Below are 14402 nucleotides of genomic sequence, written 5' to 3'. Positions count from 1 at the left end.
TCACGTCGCGACTCCTGATTGATTGGTTTGGGGTGCGTCCACAATTGGAACGGAATTTCCAGCGGCCATTTGAAGAAGCGTGGTTTCGGTTGCCTCAGCGGCTGCGATGTCTCCCATGAGGCGACCGTCGTGGACGACAAGGATGCGGGTCGAGAGAGAGACCAGTTCGGGAAAATCGGATGACACGACGAGGATGGCCATTCCCTCGGCTGCTCGACGCAAAAGTTCCGTGTGGATTTGGAATTTGGCTCCGACATCGACCCCTTTTGTGGGCTCCTCAATGATCAGAAGAGCTGGCGCGCGTTTGAGCCACTTGGCCAACATAATCTTTTGCTGATTGCCCCCTGAGAGATCACCAACAAGTTCGTTAATCCCACTGGTTTTGACACTGAATGCGTCAATGGCTGTTTGGCTGGCTGCTTTGATCGAGCCCGAACGCATGAACCCAGCAGACGCATGATCGGAAAGACTGGCCGCGATCAGGTTGTCGCTGAGTGATTGTTCCAGAAAGAGGCCTTCAGTCTTGCGTTCCTCGGGAACAAACCCGACCCCAGCACGCATCGCCTGCCGCAAGGACGCAAAGTTAACAGGCTTGCCGTGAAGTCTGATCTCCCCGGTCGCGCCATGCATCAACCCGACAATCGATCGAACAATCTCGCTGCGGCGAGCGCCCATCAACCCCGCCATCCCTACAATCTCTCCGGCTTTAATGGAGAAAGAAATGTCTTCGAATTCATCTGGATGGGTTAATTCTTGGACATGCAAAACCTCTTCGCCGTTAACCTTACCTGACCGCGTGACATCACCGGGGTGAGCGCCGCCGATCATCTCGGCGACGACTTGTTCCTGAGAAGTTTCCGAAACCGGTAAAGTGCTGATGTGGCGCCCATCTCGCAAAACGGTAATGCGATCCGAGATCTGGAAAATCTCGGCCATATGGTGGCTGACATAGACGATGCCAATCCCTTTCTTTGTCAGGGACTTTAGGACTTCGAATAGTGCGTCTACTTCGTCGGGTGCCAATGCTGATGTCGGTTCATCCAGCAAAAGGACGTGGGAATTCAACGACAGCGCCTTGGCGATTTCAACAATCTGGCGGGAGCTTATTGGCAAGTTTTCCACGGGTGTTGAGACGTCGACATCCAGACCGAATTCCGCCAGTAACGCCTCCGCACGGCGGCGCAGTTCAGGCCAGTCAACTACGCCAAACCGGGTGGGTACGCGCCCCGCGTAGATGTTTTCCGCAACAGAGAGCGCGCCAGCGAGGCTGAGTTCTTGAAAAACACAGCCGATGCCCAGGGACTGCGCGTGTGATGGGCTTTCGACTCGCTGTTCCTTGCCGTCGCACAGGATACGCCCAGCAGAAGGTTGGTGAAGTCCATAAAACAGGCCGAGACAGGTGGATTTTCCGGCGCCGTTTTCCCCGCATAGCGCGTGAACTTCGCCGGGTCTCAATTCAAAGTCGACGCCATCCAAAACAATGTTCGTGCCGAAGCTTTTGCCAACCCGATCCAGCTGGATCAGTGGCTGTAGCCCCGGTGAGTCAGGTTTCATTGCTGGCGTCATACAAGCTTCCTCCCGCCTTTTGATTGGCATCTGATATCTCAGATGTCAACTGAAAAAGAAAAGACCGTGAGGTACCCAAAAGGAAGGGGCGCCGCCGTTGCGGCCCACCCCCGTCACAACGAAGCTAGGCTTTTGCTAGGATGCGGCCGCTCCTTCGAGGACGATGGCGGCGCTCTTGTAGGCCTGTCTGGTGCGGTCAATATGCGCTGTGAGAAGAGATTTGATTTTGGCCATGTCGCCTTCGCGAACGGCAATAGCGATTTTCGCATGCTCATCGAAGGACAGCTCAGTATGCTGTGGCAGCTTCGCCAAATGGGTCCGCAACGCGGCAATCTTACCGATGTAGCGTGTATAGCTGGCCGTCAGGTAATCGTTCCCGGCATGTTCAAAAATCAACTGATGAAACGTGGTATCCAGTGAAAGATAACCCTTTTCATTGCCCCGCCTGCGTTCCTTCTCCATGTCCTTCACGACACGTTGCATGTCGTCGGCGAGACCTTCCGGGTTCCGCAACAACGCAAGCTCAAAGGCGGCAGTTTCGATAGCCTGTCTGAAATCGCAGATCTGAGTCACTTCCGGCTCAGACAGCGAAAACACGCGCGCGCCTTTTTGGGGCTCGATGCTGACCAACCCTTCGTCACGTAATTGAGCGAGGGCTTCGCGGACTGGCGATTTCGATACACCCAGCTCTTCAGAGATTTTTCGCTCTGACAAAACCTGACCCATCTTCAGGGAGCCATCGATAATACTATTCCGCAAATGTTCCAGTGCGAGTTCACGCAAAGACTTGGGTCTCTCAAGCGCCATCTGAGGATATCTCCAAAAAAAGGTGTTGCCAGATGCAAGATATCTGATACACCAGATTAGGCAAGCTGGTATATCAGATATCAGAATGTACTGAGGAGATCAAAAGTGCACGCAGAGTTGGTCGTCGATTGCAAGAACCAGCACGGGGAGGGGATTTTCTGGAATCCCACCGATGGTCTTGTCTGGTGGACTGACATTCAAGGCTGTGCGCTTTGGTCATTTGATCCTGCAACCTCAGAAACCGCCTCTCACGAGATGTCGGAGCGCGTGTGTTGCTTTGCGCCGCGTGCGTCTGGCGGGCTGATCGTTGCTTATGCGGATCGAGTTGTCTTGTTCGATTCGCCCAATGGCGAGGAAACCCTCGTTGCACGGTTCGAGCCGAACAACCCAGAAACACGGCTGAACGACGGGCGAACCGATCGCCAGGGGCGACTGATTGTTGGAGGCATGAACGAAGTTTCTGGCAAGGCCGACTCGTCGGTCATCTGCGTCGATACAGATTTGAGTGTACAGACGATCATCGAAGGAGTGTCTTGCGCCAATTCGACTTGCTTTACTTCCGACGGTGAGACGATGTTCTTCGCGGATACCCCGGATCGGGAAATCGTCGCATTTGATTACGACACCCGTAGTGGAACCGTTTCGAACCGTCGGCAGCACGCTTCTTTCAATGATGAGCCTGGCTTGCCTGACGGGTCCTGTGTCGATGCCGAAGGGGGCGTCTGGAACGCCGAATGGGAAGGCCATCGCGTTGTTCGCGTCGCACCTGACGGCACGATAGATCGCGTGATCGAGGTGCCGGTCTGGAAGCCCACCTGTTGCGCTTTCGGTGGCCCTGATCTCGACACGCTGTTCATCACGACCTCAAGGCTGATGAGTGACGAAGCAGCTTTAACAAAAGAACCGGAATCTGGCGGCCTCTTTGCTGTGAAACCCGGCGTTCGTGGCGTGATCGACGCGCCATTCAAAGGATAACCAAAGAAATTCTGGAGGAGAAAACTATGTTAAAGACGCTAATGACCACTACGCTTGCCGCGGGGTTCGCCACGCTAGCAACGGTCGCTCTGTCGGAAAATTATCCAGCGCCGGTTCCACTTGAGGACGGGGCACAAGCGCCAATCGATGCGATAGAACCCAAGAACGAAACGTTCCGGATCGCGTATATGCCGCCGGCGACTGAGTTCAACTACTACATCGCCATCGGTGAAGGCATCAAAGCGGTTGCTGCTGAGGCCGGGGTCGAAGTCTTCATGCTTGCGCCCCAGTCCGGTGCGGACATCAATGGCCAAATGGGTATGATCCAGGATGTGCTGACGCAGGATGTGGATGCGATCATCTTTGGTACACACGATGAATTTGCTGCTGCACCACTGCTAAAGCAGGCAGTAGACAAGGGCATGGCGGTTCTGATGATCAATTCGGACATCCCGAACTTCCCGACACCAATTCATGGCGTTGTCGGGTACTCCCAGCGCAACGGCACACATGCTATCGCTGATTGGGCCATTGAGACTTATGGTGATCAACCGCTGAAGGTCGGCATTATCGAAGGGCAGCCTGGCTATCACTCGACCGAACGTGTTGGCGGCTTCCTCGACGGTATCGAGGGCAACGAAAACTTCGACGTTGTGGTGTCTATCGACGGGAAATGGAACGTTGAGGGCGGCAACACTGCTGGTATGGACATCCTGCAGTCGAACCCCGATCTCGACATGATCTTCGCGGCGAACGACTACATGATCATCGGGGCATCCTTTGCTGCGAAGGCGCTTGGCCGCAATGACATCGTTCTTTTGGGCAACGATGGCGACACGTCCGGCCTTGAAGAAATTGCGGCTGGCAACATCACGGCAACCGTCAACACCTCACCGTTTTTGATGGGTAAAGCGGCTATGCACGCAACCATTGATGCGCTCAACGGGTCCTATCCCGGCGGCTGGATCGAAACGCCCACATCAATTGAAGACAAAGACGGTGCGATCAGCGTGCTGCAAGAGCCAGAAAAGCTCTTCCCGCAGCCGTCCAAAGAGTACTGAGTTTTCTCCCCGCTTCCCGGTGGCGCGTGCGCGTGCTGCCGGGTCGCAAACCAACCGAGTTTCACTTTTGTCGAGGCAATCGCGATGACACCCGCAACGCCCCTTTGGGAGTTTGTCGATATCACCAAGGCCTATCCTGGGGTTCTGGCGAATGACAAGGTCTGCATCCGGCTTATGCCCGGTTCCATTCATGGGCTGCTGGGTGAAAACGGCTGTGGTAAGTCGACTATGATCAAGACACTGTCCGGCGTGCAGCAACCCGATAGCGGTCAAATCCTGCACAATGGCAAGCCGGTCACGATCAGCGATCCGCAGGCGGCACGTGAACTTGGCGTCGCAACAGTTTTTCAGGAATTCTCGATCGTGCCCACCTTGTCGGTTGGCGAAAACATCTTCCTTGGCAATATGCCTCGGTCCCGCTTTGGCGTGATCGACTGGGCCAAGGTCCACAACGAAGCCGCTCGGGTTCTGGTGGAAATGGATGTCGATGTTTCACCCGAAACCATAACCGGCTCGCTATCGGTAGGCGAGCAACAACTGGTCGAGATCGCGAAAGCTGTCGCGATGGACGCCCGCATGATCATCCTGGATGAGCCGACGGCGGCATTGGGTGAAGATGAAATCGAGCGCCTGCACCAGCTACTGCGCAATATGCGCGAGCGCGGCACAGCTATTCTCTATGTGTCGCACAGGCTGGATGAGGTAGAACGGATCGTTGATGAAGTGACGATCCTGCGCAACGGCTGTGTTGTGCGAGCGAGTGGCGAGACCAAGATCAACGTCTCTGAGATTGTCAGCGCAATGGTCGGTGAGGACATTAGTGAGCATTATCCCAAGGAGCAGAACGCGACCAAGGATATTGTGCTAAAGGCGGCGGGTCTGGCCACCAATTCGGGCGTGAGAGATGTATCGTTTTCGTTGCATCGGGGCGAAGTTCTGGGCTTGGGTGGTGTATTGGGCAGTGGCCGCACAGAGATTGCCCGCGCCCTATTTGGGACAGATGAGCTAACCGCCGGGCAGATATCACTGAAGGGCAAACCGGTTCGCTTTCGTCGGGAAATTGATGCGATCCGTGCTGGATTGGCCCTTGTTCCGGAGAACCGTAAGTTTGACGGGTTGTTCTTCAATTTCCGCGCAAGCGGGAACGTCACCGCAGCGTCCCTTGGCGGGCTAAGCCGGTTCGGCGTGTTGAATCTTAAGGCGGAAGAGCAAGCCACCCATGACCTGATCCGCGATCTGGAAATCTCGACCCAGGCCGAGGAAAAGACGGTCAACTTCTTGTCTGGTGGTAATCAGCAGAAGATCGTGATTGCACGTTGGCTGTTCTCAGCCTCTGACATCCTGATCCTTGATGAACCGACGCAAGGGATCGATATCGGCGCCAAGATCGCTGTTTATAAGTTGATTAACAGGCTCACGCGGGCGGGAAAATCGATCATTCTAATCAGTTCAGACCATGATGAGTTGCTTGCGATGAGCGATCGGATTGCCGTCGTGCAGCACGGAACGATAGTGCGCACGGTCGATGCATCCGACCTTACGCATGACGATCTTGTTCGCGCGTCCGCCGACACCCCCCAATCCAAGCCTAAGGAGGCTTTCGCATGAAGCGGATCTTTGACACCCAGTTGATCGGGCCATTCGCAGCAATGGTGATTGTCGCACTGATCGTGGCCCTTACGACCGAACGCTTCCTGAACCCGGGCAACCTTTCTAACCTTTCGCTACAGGTAAGCATCGTGGCCTTGATCGCAATCGGGTCTACTATCGTGATCTTCGCTGCGGGCATCGATCTGAGTTCCGGGTCTATGGTGGCTTTGCTGACCATGATCCTTGCGCAAATGTTGAAATTTGTCGGCATTCCACTGGTTCTGGCGCTGCCCCTCATACTCTTCATGGGCGGATTGCTTGGTCTGATCATTGGGCTGATAACAGCCTACGGGCGTATCCCGTCGTTTATCACGACATTGGCGGCGTTGATTGCCTTCAGGGGCCTTGCCCTGACCTTCAACAATGGGTCTCCGATCTTCTCGCTGGATCCGGCGTTGGAGCCAATCTTCTACGGCAAGCTGTTCGGCGTTCCGATGCCTTTCTTCTACCTCGTATTCTTCTACGTCCTTGCTGCGTTCACCATGAACTTCACGAAACTTGGGCGTGAGATCTATGCCGTGGGTGGCAACCCAGCCGCTGCCGTTCTGACGGGTATCAACGTACGAAAAGTTCAGACGACGACATTTGTCATCGCTGGTTTCATGACTGCTGTTGGTGCGATCCTGATGTCAGCGCGCCTCAACTCTGGTTCGCCCAACTATGGCCAGACGCTGGAACTGCAGGCCATTGCCGCTGCTGTTGTCGGCGGAGCCAGCCTTGCAGGCGGTCGTGGCAACATCCTCGCCACGCTGATGGGGGCGATGACAATCGTTATCGTCCAGAATGGTTTGAACCTGAACGCTGCGCCATCTTCGGTTCAGAACATCGTGTTGGGCCTGATCATTCTGTTGGCCGTCGGCATAGACATGTGGCGTGCAGAGATTTCGGGCTTGATGGGTCGAATGTTCGGCCGCACTTCATCGCAGCAGTCATCTAACGTCAAGAAGGAGGCCTGAGATGGATCTGGGGCTCAAAAATAAGCTGGTCCTGGTGACTGGTTCAGGTTCCGGCATAGGCAAAGCCACTGCGCGGGTCTACCTGGAAGAAGGCGCGCGGGTCATCGTGCATGGCCTGACCGAGGCGGAAGTGTTCGACTGCGTCGACGACCTGTCATCATTGGGCAAGGTCGAAGGCATTGCGGCCGACTTAACCAAAACCACTGATGCGGAAACTCTGGCAGAGTTTGCCCGCGAGCGCGGTGCGGTGGACGTTCTTGTGAATAATGTTGGCATCTTTTCGGTCAAACCGTTCGAGGATCTCACGGATGACGACTGGATGCATTACTTCAACATCAATGTCCTGTCCGCCGTTCGGATGAGCCGGATTTTCCTGCCTGAAATGCTTGGCCGGGATAAGGGATCTATCATCAACATGGCCAGCGAAGCGGCAGTGAAACCACTACCTCAGATGGTGCACTATTCTGTCACTAAAACTGCCATGTTAGGTCTGACACGTGGCATGGCAGAATTGACAAAGGGGACAAAAGTCCGGGTTAACTCGATCCTGCCTGGTCCAACCTGGACCGAAGGTGTCGAAGCCTATTTTGACGGCCTCGCCGATCAAAAGGGTGAGCCGCTCGACACGATCGTCGACAATTACTTCAAATCAGATGAGCCCACATCGCTCATACAACGCTTTGTCCAACCAGACGAAGTCGCCCGCATGATCGTCACGATCTCAGCAAGCACGGCCTCCAATGGTTCTGCGCACCGGATCGAAGGCGGCATCGTTCGCAACATTCTTTAACTTCCAACTGGAGGAGCCCTACATGGCCGCTCTCACTTTCTCTCACATCGGCATCACAGTTCCCGACCTGGAAAAAGCCGTGGAGTTTTATTCCAAGGCATTCGGCCTCTACGTGCTGATGGAACCAACTGAAATCCTGCATGACGAAAGCGCCATCGGTCAGATGTGCGATGATGTATTTGGGGAAGGTTGGGGAAGCTTCCGCATCGCGCATTTGTCGATGGGCGACGGTGTTGGCATCGAATTGTTTGAGTTCCCGAAGACCGTCGAAGAAGAACGCCCGTTTGAATATTGGCGGCGTGGCTTGTTTCATTTCTGCGTACAGGACGAGGATCTGGAAGGCCGCATCAAGGTTATCGAAGACCTGGGCGGGCGCCAGCGCATGAGCCAAGTGCGCAAGTATTACCCAGGTGAAAAGCCCTATCGCATGGTCTATATGGAAGACCCGTTTGGCAACATCTTCGAACTCTACAGCCACTCGTACGAGTTGACCTATTCGGCGGGTGCTTATGACTGATCGCACCGCCTTTCCCCCCAGAACGGACAAACCCAAGGTCGTGATAACCGATTACGACTTTGGTGATGTTGCCGTTGAGACGGAAATCCTGGAAGCCGCAGGAGCCGAGGTGATTGCGCTTCAGGCCAAGCGTCAGGAAGACCTGTTCGATGTCGCGCCGCATTGCGCAGCGATGATGAACCAATATGCCCGGATCGGGAAAGAAACGATCACGCGGATGCGAAACTGCGAGGTCATCGCGCGCTATGGCGTAGGCGTGGATATCGTGGATGTCGGCACGGCGACGGAAAAAGGTATTCTCGTCACCAATGTGCAAAACTATTGTACCGAGGAGGTCGCCGATCATGCGATTGCCCTTTGGCTGACCCTGGCGCGCAAGTTGCCTGACTATGATCGGGCCACTCATGCAGGGATCTGGAAATGGCAAAGCGGGCAGCCGGTCTACCGTTTGCGCGGGCGGACGATGGGTGTCGTCTCGCTGGGTAAAATCGGGCAAGCCATCGTGGCGCGGGCGCAATCTTTCGGGGTTACGGTCATCGCCTACGACCCGTATTTGCCAAGAGAAGTCGCGGCAAAGATTGGGGTCGAGCTGGTGAGCAAGCCCGAATTGCTGGCAAGGTCCGACTATATCCTGATGCAGGCGCCGATGACGCCGAACACGCATCACTTTTTGTCGGATGCCGAATTCTCTGTCATGAAACCCGGTGCGATACTCGTGAACACTGGACGCGGACCAACGGTCGACAACAAGGCCCTGTTCCGGGCGCTGACCGAAGGCCATCTGGCTGCTGCAGGGCTCGACGATCCCGAAGAAGAGCCAGCCAAGCGCGCCAACTGGACGCCTGATGACAACCCGTTGTTCACACTGCCCAACGTCCTCGTAACACCACATGCCGCCTACTATTCCGAGGAATCCATACACGCAGCGCGGGTCACTGCGGCCACTCAGGTGGCCAAGGTCCTGACAGGACAAAAACCCGACTACACAGTCAATGCCGACGCATTGGCCGTATCTACCGCATAACAGGAGACAAGAATGCCAGACGTCAGCACGGACCTTAGGGTTTTCAATGATTTTGAAAGAAACCCGGAACTTCTCAAAAAATTCGACAAGGTGTTGGAGGCGTACTCTGCTGCTGCCATTTTTGCGGATGTGCAGTACCGAACAGGCGTGATGGACAGCGCCATCAAGCCCGCTTTCCGCGCCAAGGTGACAGGCCAGGCCGTGACGGTTCAGCTTTCAAAAGGTGATCTGGTCGACCCATTGCGAGCGCTTGAAATGGGACAACCCGGGGACGTGATCGTTGTGGACGCGGGTGGTGATCGTCAAACGTCAGTCTGCGGCGGTTTAATGGGTGGCCTGGCCAAGAACCGCGGCATTCGGGGTATGATCGTAGATGGCACTGGGCGTGACACAGATGAGTTGGAAGACATCAACTGGCCGATTTGGACGCGCGCGATCACGCCGCGCGGAACGCACACGATGTTCTCGGAACGTAAAGAAGAACTTTCGATCAATGTGCCAATCGCCTGTGGGGGCGTCGTGGTAAACCCCGGAGATTTCATTGTAGCTGATCTGATGGGCGTCGTCGTGGTTCCACAGGAAATTGCCGAAGAAACCGTGCGCCTTGCTCAAGAGCAAGCTGACCGTGAGGAGGAAACCCGTAAATGGGTGGCCCAAGGCAAAACCGTTGAGGATCTGCTAAATGAATTCGGTCGCATCTGAGCCAGCGCTGATCGGCGTAGATTGGGGCACTTCATCGTTTCGTGCATTTCTAATTGGTGCGGAGGGCGACGTGATCGATGGGGTCTCGTCGCCTGAAGGTATCATGCAGGTTGCGGGACAAACCTTTGAGGCGGTCCTTGATCGTCTCATCGGCCCTTGGGTCGCCAAGGCTAACCTGCCGATCCTGGCATCTGGCATGATCACCAGCCGCAATGGCTGGGTAGAAACGCAATATGCTGAAATGCCGCTGGGTGCTGGCGGTCTTGCGCGTGCGTTGGTCCCGCACGAAGCGGCCAACGGAGCGCGTATTCATTTTGTGACAGGTGCTTCGACAGAACATGCCGGAGGACCCGACGTAATGCGCGGCGAGGAGACCCAGATCATCGGGGCATCTTCGCTAGGCTTGAGCGAAGGTATGTTCGTGATGCCGGGAACGCACAGCAAATGGGTTCAGGTTGCGGACGGGAAGATCGTGGATTTCTCGACTTACATGACAGGTGAGATCTTTTCGGCGCTGAAAGAACACACGATCCTTGGCACATTGATGAAGGAGGACGCCTTCAGCGAAGACGCATTCGTGATGGGCGTAAAGACGGGCCTCAGTGGTGAGTCGAACCTGCTGCACAGCCTGTTTCATGTTCGGACGCTTCCTCTCATGGGCAAAATCCCAAAGGTTGCCACGGCCGACTACTTGTCGGGCTTGTTGATCGGGACCGAGGTTGCTGCCGCGACCGGCGAAGTAAAAGACGTCGGCACGATCACTGTTGTTGGACGCAGCGACTTGTCCGACCGATACGAAATAGCGCTTCGAACTGCTGGTTTCGACAGCCGTCGCGCGCCTGACGATATCGTTGCGAAAGGGCATTTTCTGATTGCTCGCGCTGCGGGGTTGGTTGGATGATTGACCTCACCGCAGCTCTTGCAGAGAACCCGCTAATTGCGATTTTGCGGGGGCTGGCACCAGAAAATGCGCGCCCGGTGTCTGATGTACTCTTCGATGCCGGGTTTCGGATAATCGAAGTGCCGCTCAACTCACCGGACCCGCTGGAATCGATTGCGCAGATCGTTGCAAAACATGGCGCTCAAGCCATAGTCGGCGCTGGCACAGTGTTGACTACGGATCAGGTCGCGGCGGTCGCAGATGCAGGCGGGCGGATCATCGTGTCGCCCAATATGAACCCGGACATCGGGCGCGCGGCTGTCGCGCGGGATCTGTATTGGTGTCCAGGTGTCATGACCCCCTCCGAGGCCTTTACGGCGTTGGATATCGGAGCATCGGTCCTCAAATTCTTTCCGGCGGAAATGGTGCCACCAGCTGCCATAGCAGCCATGCGCACCGTATTGCCTGCAGACGCAGTCATCGCTGCGGTAGGCGGCATAACGCCGGATACGATGGCGTCGTATCATGCCGTGGGTGCAGATGGATATGGGCTGGGCTCTGCACTATTCAAACCGAGCTATACATTGGATGATATCGGCAGGCGCGCGCGCGCCTTCACCAGTGTATTGGAGGAACTTGGATGAAACAGGCCCTTGTAACGGGAGGAACGCGAGGGATTGGTGCGGGTGTTGCACGGTCGTTGGCAGACGCAGGTTGGTCCGTCATTGCCGCATCCGCCTCCCAATCCGAATTGGATGCATTCGAGCCTCAGGACGGGTTAAAGGTGCAGCTCTTGGATGTCACCGACCAGACGTCCATCAATGATGTATTCGGCGAACTCACGGGTCTCGATGCCTTGGTGAACTGCGCAGGTATTCTTTTGCGTGGCGAAGAATATGACATCGACGTCTTCGCCAAGGTGCTCGATGTGAATCTGACAGGCACCATGCGCTGCTGTCTTGCCGCGCATCCATTGTTGGCTGAAGCGAGTGGGGCCATCGTCAACACCGCCTCTATGCTCAGTACCTTTGGTGGGCCTTTGGTTCCGGCGTATTCCGCTTCTAAGGGCGGCGTGGCACAGTTGACCAAGGCGCTCGCAGGTCGCTGGGCCGAAGACGGTATCCGGGTCAATGCCATCGCGCCGGGTTGGATTGAGACAGAGATGACCCAGGGCCTTCGGGAAGACCCTGAACGAACAGCGGGGATCATGGCGCGTACGCCTATGAAACGCTGGGGGAAACCCGAAGAAGTCGGTGCGCTTGTGCAATGGCTTTTGAGTGAAAACGCCAGCTTTGTGACCGGATCAATCTATCCGGTCGATGGCGGCTATCTCGCTATGTGAGGAAAATCAATGAATGACGATGACACCGCCCGAATGCCATATCAGTTGCCGTTTCCCAAGGATGCGCAAGACGAGATCGTGATCCCGAATGCCATGAGCGAAGACGACAGGCTATGGGTTCCGCAGGCAGAGAACGTCTGGTTCCGACCGCTCTGCTTGAACCGCTCGCAAGGTTGTTGGATGAACCTTCTCAAAGTGCGCAAAGCTGGTGTTCTTTCGCGGCACCGCCATCCACAGCCAGTCCACGGTTTTGTCCTGAAAGGGCGCTGGCATTATCTGGAACATGATTGGGTTGCGGAAGAAGGGGGATATGTCTTTGAGCCGCCGGGTGAGACTCATACTTTGGTCGTTCCCGACGATGTCGAAGAGATGGTCACCTATTTCCAGGTCAATGGCGTGATGTGCTATGTTGATCCGTGGGGCAAGGTCACTGGCTACGAAGATGTCTTTACCAAGATTGATCTGTGCCGAAAACATTTCGGGGAAGTCGGTCTTGGAGAAGATTACGTTGAACAATTCATCCGGTGATGCGCCGCGTTTCGCGCTTGTAGCGCATGATGCGCGAAAGGACGAAATCGTTGAATGGGTGGGTCTGCAATTGGCCCGCCTGTCCAGAGTACAAATCTTTTCGACTGAGACTACCGGTAGTCGCATTAAGCAAGCCTACCCAGAACTGGATGTGACCTGCCTGAAAAGTGGACCACTCGGAGGCGACCAACAGATCGGCGCTATGATCTGTGAAGAGAAACTGGATGCACTGATTTTCTTCGTCGACCCTCTGTCGCCCATGCCACACGACGTCGACGTTAAGGCTCTGACCCGCCTCGCGACGGTATATGATCTGCCAATGGCATGTTCGCGCTCAACCGCGGATCTGATCGTCAAGGGGCTGATTGACGAGGATGACAACGCGCCTGTCTGATACGCCACGCGCCGCATGCGCCGATCAGCTGGTTTTCAAAAGGTGCTCTGCCAGACTGCCGAGGTTTTCGCTGCCGAGCTGGCTCATGTTGGCCTCAATGTCAGCCTTCAGGATGTGAACGAGATGGTCGATCCCTCGTGCTCCGAACGCTGCAACAGCATATTGAAAGGCACGCCCGACCATGACGAAATCTGCACCTTTCGCCAGTGCGCGCATGATGTCCAATCCCCAGGCAACGCCAGAGTCGTAGATCAGTGGCACATCTATTCCGACCGCCTCGCGGATGTTCGGGAGTTGGTCAATCACGGCGGGCCCGGCTTCGAATTGGCGCCCGGAGTGGTTTGAGACCCAGATGCAATCCACGCCCTCGGCCACCATTTTTTGCGCGTCCTCCGGCCGCAAAACACCCTTGACGATCAGGTGACCCTCCCATTCCTGCCGTAGTTCGCGCAGGTAGTCCCAATCTGGAATCCCACGGATCAGAGCGCCTGCATGGGTAAAACTTTCTCGTCCGCGGGTCGGGACGTAATCGTCAAAGAACCGCATACGTGGCATGATGCCCTCGCGCAGATGTGCAAGGCACCAGGCGGGTCGTGACGCCATTTCTGTCAGCGTGCGCAGGTCAGCTTTTGGAGGCACCGTCAGATTGGCGCGGCGCTGTCGTTCGCGCCGGCTCTCTTCTGGAACGTCCACCGTGATAATCAGCGTACGAAATCCCGCTGCCTTAATCCTCGGCAGCATCGCGCGGCGCAGATCGGCGGAGTTCACCGGGTAATGCTGAAACCATCCGTTTTTGCCAATGTAAGGTGCCACATCTTCCGGTGAAGCAACCGCCACGCTCGACAGCGAAAACGGAATGTTGTGAGCAACCGCAGCCTTTGCAAGCATCCGCTCTGCTCCTGCCCACATCAGGCCGGACATGCCTACCGGTGCTATCCCGAATGGCAGATCGTAAGTTTGACCCATCAATGTAGTCTGCAGGTCGGCCTTTGTTCGGCCGCATAGTACACGCGGCAGGAATCCGATGGCATCAAGTGCGTCCCGGTTGACCTTCAACCCCAGCTCCCGGCCGGTCGCGCTGTCGAGATATTCGAAGGCAAACTTCGGAATGCGCTTTTGTGCGGTTTTCCGAAGGTCTTCTATCGACGGGTGGGAAAGGTCCAGATCCATCCGGGTCCTCTGTTCGTTGTCTAACGTTTGAAGCTCCTCA

16 protein-coding genes are annotated in these 14402 nt (G+C 55.8%); 13 read left to right on the top strand and 3 right to left on the bottom strand.

The window, feature by feature from the left end; translation table 11 throughout:
- Both ACR0C9_RS20870 and ACR0C9_RS20865 read right to left on the bottom strand, forming a co-directional pair.
- Positions 1–1566: a sugar ABC transporter ATP-binding protein gene (locus ACR0C9_RS20870; protein ID WP_170456419.1), complete on the bottom strand. Its 1566-nt coding sequence runs from the start codon at positions 1564–1566 to the stop codon at positions 1–3.
- A 135-nt stretch (positions 1567–1701) separates the two neighbouring features.
- The gene (locus ACR0C9_RS20865) at positions 1702–2373 is read right to left on the bottom strand and encodes a GntR family transcriptional regulator (RefSeq protein WP_170456421.1); all 672 of its coding nucleotides are present in this window, start codon (positions 2371–2373) and stop codon (positions 1702–1704) included.
- Positions 2374–2490: 117 nt separating this feature from the next.
- Between ACR0C9_RS20865 and ACR0C9_RS20860 the strand changes: the two genes are divergently transcribed.
- The 13 genes from ACR0C9_RS20860 (at position 2491) to ACR0C9_RS20800 (ending at position 13192) form a co-directional block, all read left to right on the top strand.
- Entirely contained in the window at positions 2491–3348 is an 858-nt protein-coding gene (locus tag ACR0C9_RS20860) for an SMP-30/gluconolactonase/LRE family protein (RefSeq protein WP_480781934.1), read from the top strand.
- Positions 3349–3374: 26 nt separating this feature from the next.
- Complete coding sequence (locus ACR0C9_RS20855) at positions 3375–4409, top strand: sugar ABC transporter substrate-binding protein (protein WP_480781933.1); 1035 nt, start codon at positions 3375–3377, stop codon at positions 4407–4409.
- Positions 4410–4493: 84 nt separating this feature from the next.
- Complete coding sequence (locus ACR0C9_RS20850) at positions 4494–6017, top strand: sugar ABC transporter ATP-binding protein (RefSeq protein WP_480781932.1); 1524 nt, start codon at positions 4494–4496, stop codon at positions 6015–6017.
- A complete protein-coding gene (locus ACR0C9_RS20845) occupies positions 6014–7015 on the top strand; it encodes an ABC transporter permease (protein WP_480781931.1) in 1002 nt (333 codons plus the stop codon). The genes ACR0C9_RS20850 and ACR0C9_RS20845 overlap by 4 nt, the downstream gene beginning before the upstream one ends.
- A gap of 1 nt (position 7016) precedes the next feature.
- Positions 7017–7805, top strand: coding sequence for an SDR family NAD(P)-dependent oxidoreductase (locus ACR0C9_RS20840; RefSeq protein ID WP_108861950.1), 789 nt, complete (start codon positions 7017–7019; stop codon positions 7803–7805).
- Between the two features lie 22 nt (positions 7806–7827).
- A complete protein-coding gene (locus ACR0C9_RS20835) occupies positions 7828–8322 on the top strand; it encodes a lactoylglutathione lyase family protein (protein ID WP_108861949.1) in 495 nt (164 codons plus the stop codon).
- Entirely contained in the window at positions 8315–9346 is a 1032-nt protein-coding gene (locus ACR0C9_RS20830) for a C-terminal binding protein (RefSeq protein ID WP_170456431.1), read from the top strand. Before ACR0C9_RS20835 ends, ACR0C9_RS20830 begins: the two co-directional genes overlap by 8 nt.
- A 12-nt stretch (positions 9347–9358) precedes the next feature.
- On the top strand, positions 9359–10048 hold the full coding sequence (locus ACR0C9_RS20825; RefSeq protein WP_108861947.1) for an RraA family protein: 690 nt from the start codon (positions 9359–9361) through the stop codon (positions 10046–10048).
- Positions 10029–10949, top strand: coding sequence for a 2-dehydro-3-deoxygalactonokinase (locus ACR0C9_RS20820; protein WP_170456433.1), 921 nt, complete (start codon positions 10029–10031; stop codon positions 10947–10949). The genes ACR0C9_RS20825 and ACR0C9_RS20820 overlap by 20 nt, the downstream gene beginning before the upstream one ends.
- On the top strand, positions 10946–11572 hold the full coding sequence (locus ACR0C9_RS20815) for a 2-dehydro-3-deoxy-6-phosphogalactonate aldolase (protein WP_480781930.1): 627 nt from the start codon (positions 10946–10948) through the stop codon (positions 11570–11572). Before ACR0C9_RS20820 ends, ACR0C9_RS20815 begins: the two co-directional genes overlap by 4 nt.
- Complete coding sequence (locus ACR0C9_RS20810) at positions 11569–12270, top strand: SDR family oxidoreductase (protein ID WP_170456438.1); 702 nt, start codon at positions 11569–11571, stop codon at positions 12268–12270. The genes ACR0C9_RS20815 and ACR0C9_RS20810 overlap by 4 nt, the downstream gene beginning before the upstream one ends.
- Before the next feature lie 9 nt (positions 12271–12279).
- The gene (locus tag ACR0C9_RS20805; RefSeq protein WP_480781929.1) at positions 12280–12798 is read left to right on the top strand and encodes a 2,4'-dihydroxyacetophenone dioxygenase family protein; all 519 of its coding nucleotides are present in this window, start codon (positions 12280–12282) and stop codon (positions 12796–12798) included.
- Entirely contained in the window at positions 12764–13192 is a 429-nt protein-coding gene (locus ACR0C9_RS20800; RefSeq protein WP_480781928.1) for a methylglyoxal synthase, read from the top strand. The genes ACR0C9_RS20805 and ACR0C9_RS20800 overlap by 35 nt, the downstream gene beginning before the upstream one ends.
- 24 nt (positions 13193–13216) lie before the next feature.
- On the opposite strand, the gene ACR0C9_RS20795 is transcribed toward ACR0C9_RS20800, so the two are convergent.
- Positions 13217–14362, bottom strand: coding sequence for an alpha-hydroxy acid oxidase (locus tag ACR0C9_RS20795; protein WP_170456440.1), 1146 nt, complete (start codon positions 14360–14362; stop codon positions 13217–13219).
- Positions 14363–14402: the final 40 nt, after the last annotated feature.

The organism is Ruegeria sp. C12 (assembly GCF_056537745.1).
This window is presented reverse-complemented; position numbering and strand designations above follow the sequence as displayed.

Bases quoted from the DNA above. Each gene is read 5' to 3' on its own strand.
- ACR0C9_RS20870 (WP_170456419.1), bottom strand. From the start codon at position 1,566: ATGACGCCAGCAATGAAACCTGACTCACCGGGGCTACAGCCACTGATC.
- ACR0C9_RS20865 (WP_170456421.1), bottom strand. From the start codon at position 2,373: ATGGCGCTTGAGAGACCCAAGTCTTTGCGTGAACTCGCACTGGAACAT.
- ACR0C9_RS20855 (WP_480781933.1), top strand. From the start codon at position 3,375: ATGTTAAAGACGCTAATGACCACTACGCTTGCCGCGGGGTTCGCCACG.
- ACR0C9_RS20850 (WP_480781932.1), top strand. From the start codon at position 4,494: ATGACACCCGCAACGCCCCTTTGGGAGTTTGTCGATATCACCAAGGCC.
- ACR0C9_RS20845 (WP_480781931.1), top strand. From the start codon at position 6,014: ATGAAGCGGATCTTTGACACCCAGTTGATCGGGCCATTCGCAGCAATG.
- ACR0C9_RS20840 (WP_108861950.1), top strand. From the start codon at position 7,017: ATGGATCTGGGGCTCAAAAATAAGCTGGTCCTGGTGACTGGTTCAGGT.
- ACR0C9_RS20835 (WP_108861949.1), top strand. From the start codon at position 7,828: ATGGCCGCTCTCACTTTCTCTCACATCGGCATCACAGTTCCCGACCTG.
- ACR0C9_RS20830 (WP_170456431.1), top strand. From the start codon at position 8,315: ATGACTGATCGCACCGCCTTTCCCCCCAGAACGGACAAACCCAAGGTC.
- ACR0C9_RS20825 (WP_108861947.1), top strand. From the start codon at position 9,359: ATGCCAGACGTCAGCACGGACCTTAGGGTTTTCAATGATTTTGAAAGA.
- ACR0C9_RS20820 (WP_170456433.1), top strand. From the start codon at position 10,029: ATGAATTCGGTCGCATCTGAGCCAGCGCTGATCGGCGTAGATTGGGGC.
- ACR0C9_RS20815 (WP_480781930.1), top strand. From the start codon at position 10,946: ATGATTGACCTCACCGCAGCTCTTGCAGAGAACCCGCTAATTGCGATT.
- ACR0C9_RS20810 (WP_170456438.1), top strand. From the start codon at position 11,569: ATGAAACAGGCCCTTGTAACGGGAGGAACGCGAGGGATTGGTGCGGGT.
- ACR0C9_RS20805 (WP_480781929.1), top strand. From the start codon at position 12,280: ATGAATGACGATGACACCGCCCGAATGCCATATCAGTTGCCGTTTCCC.
- ACR0C9_RS20795 (WP_170456440.1), bottom strand. From the start codon at position 14,362: ATGGATCTGGACCTTTCCCACCCGTCGATAGAAGACCTTCGGAAAACC.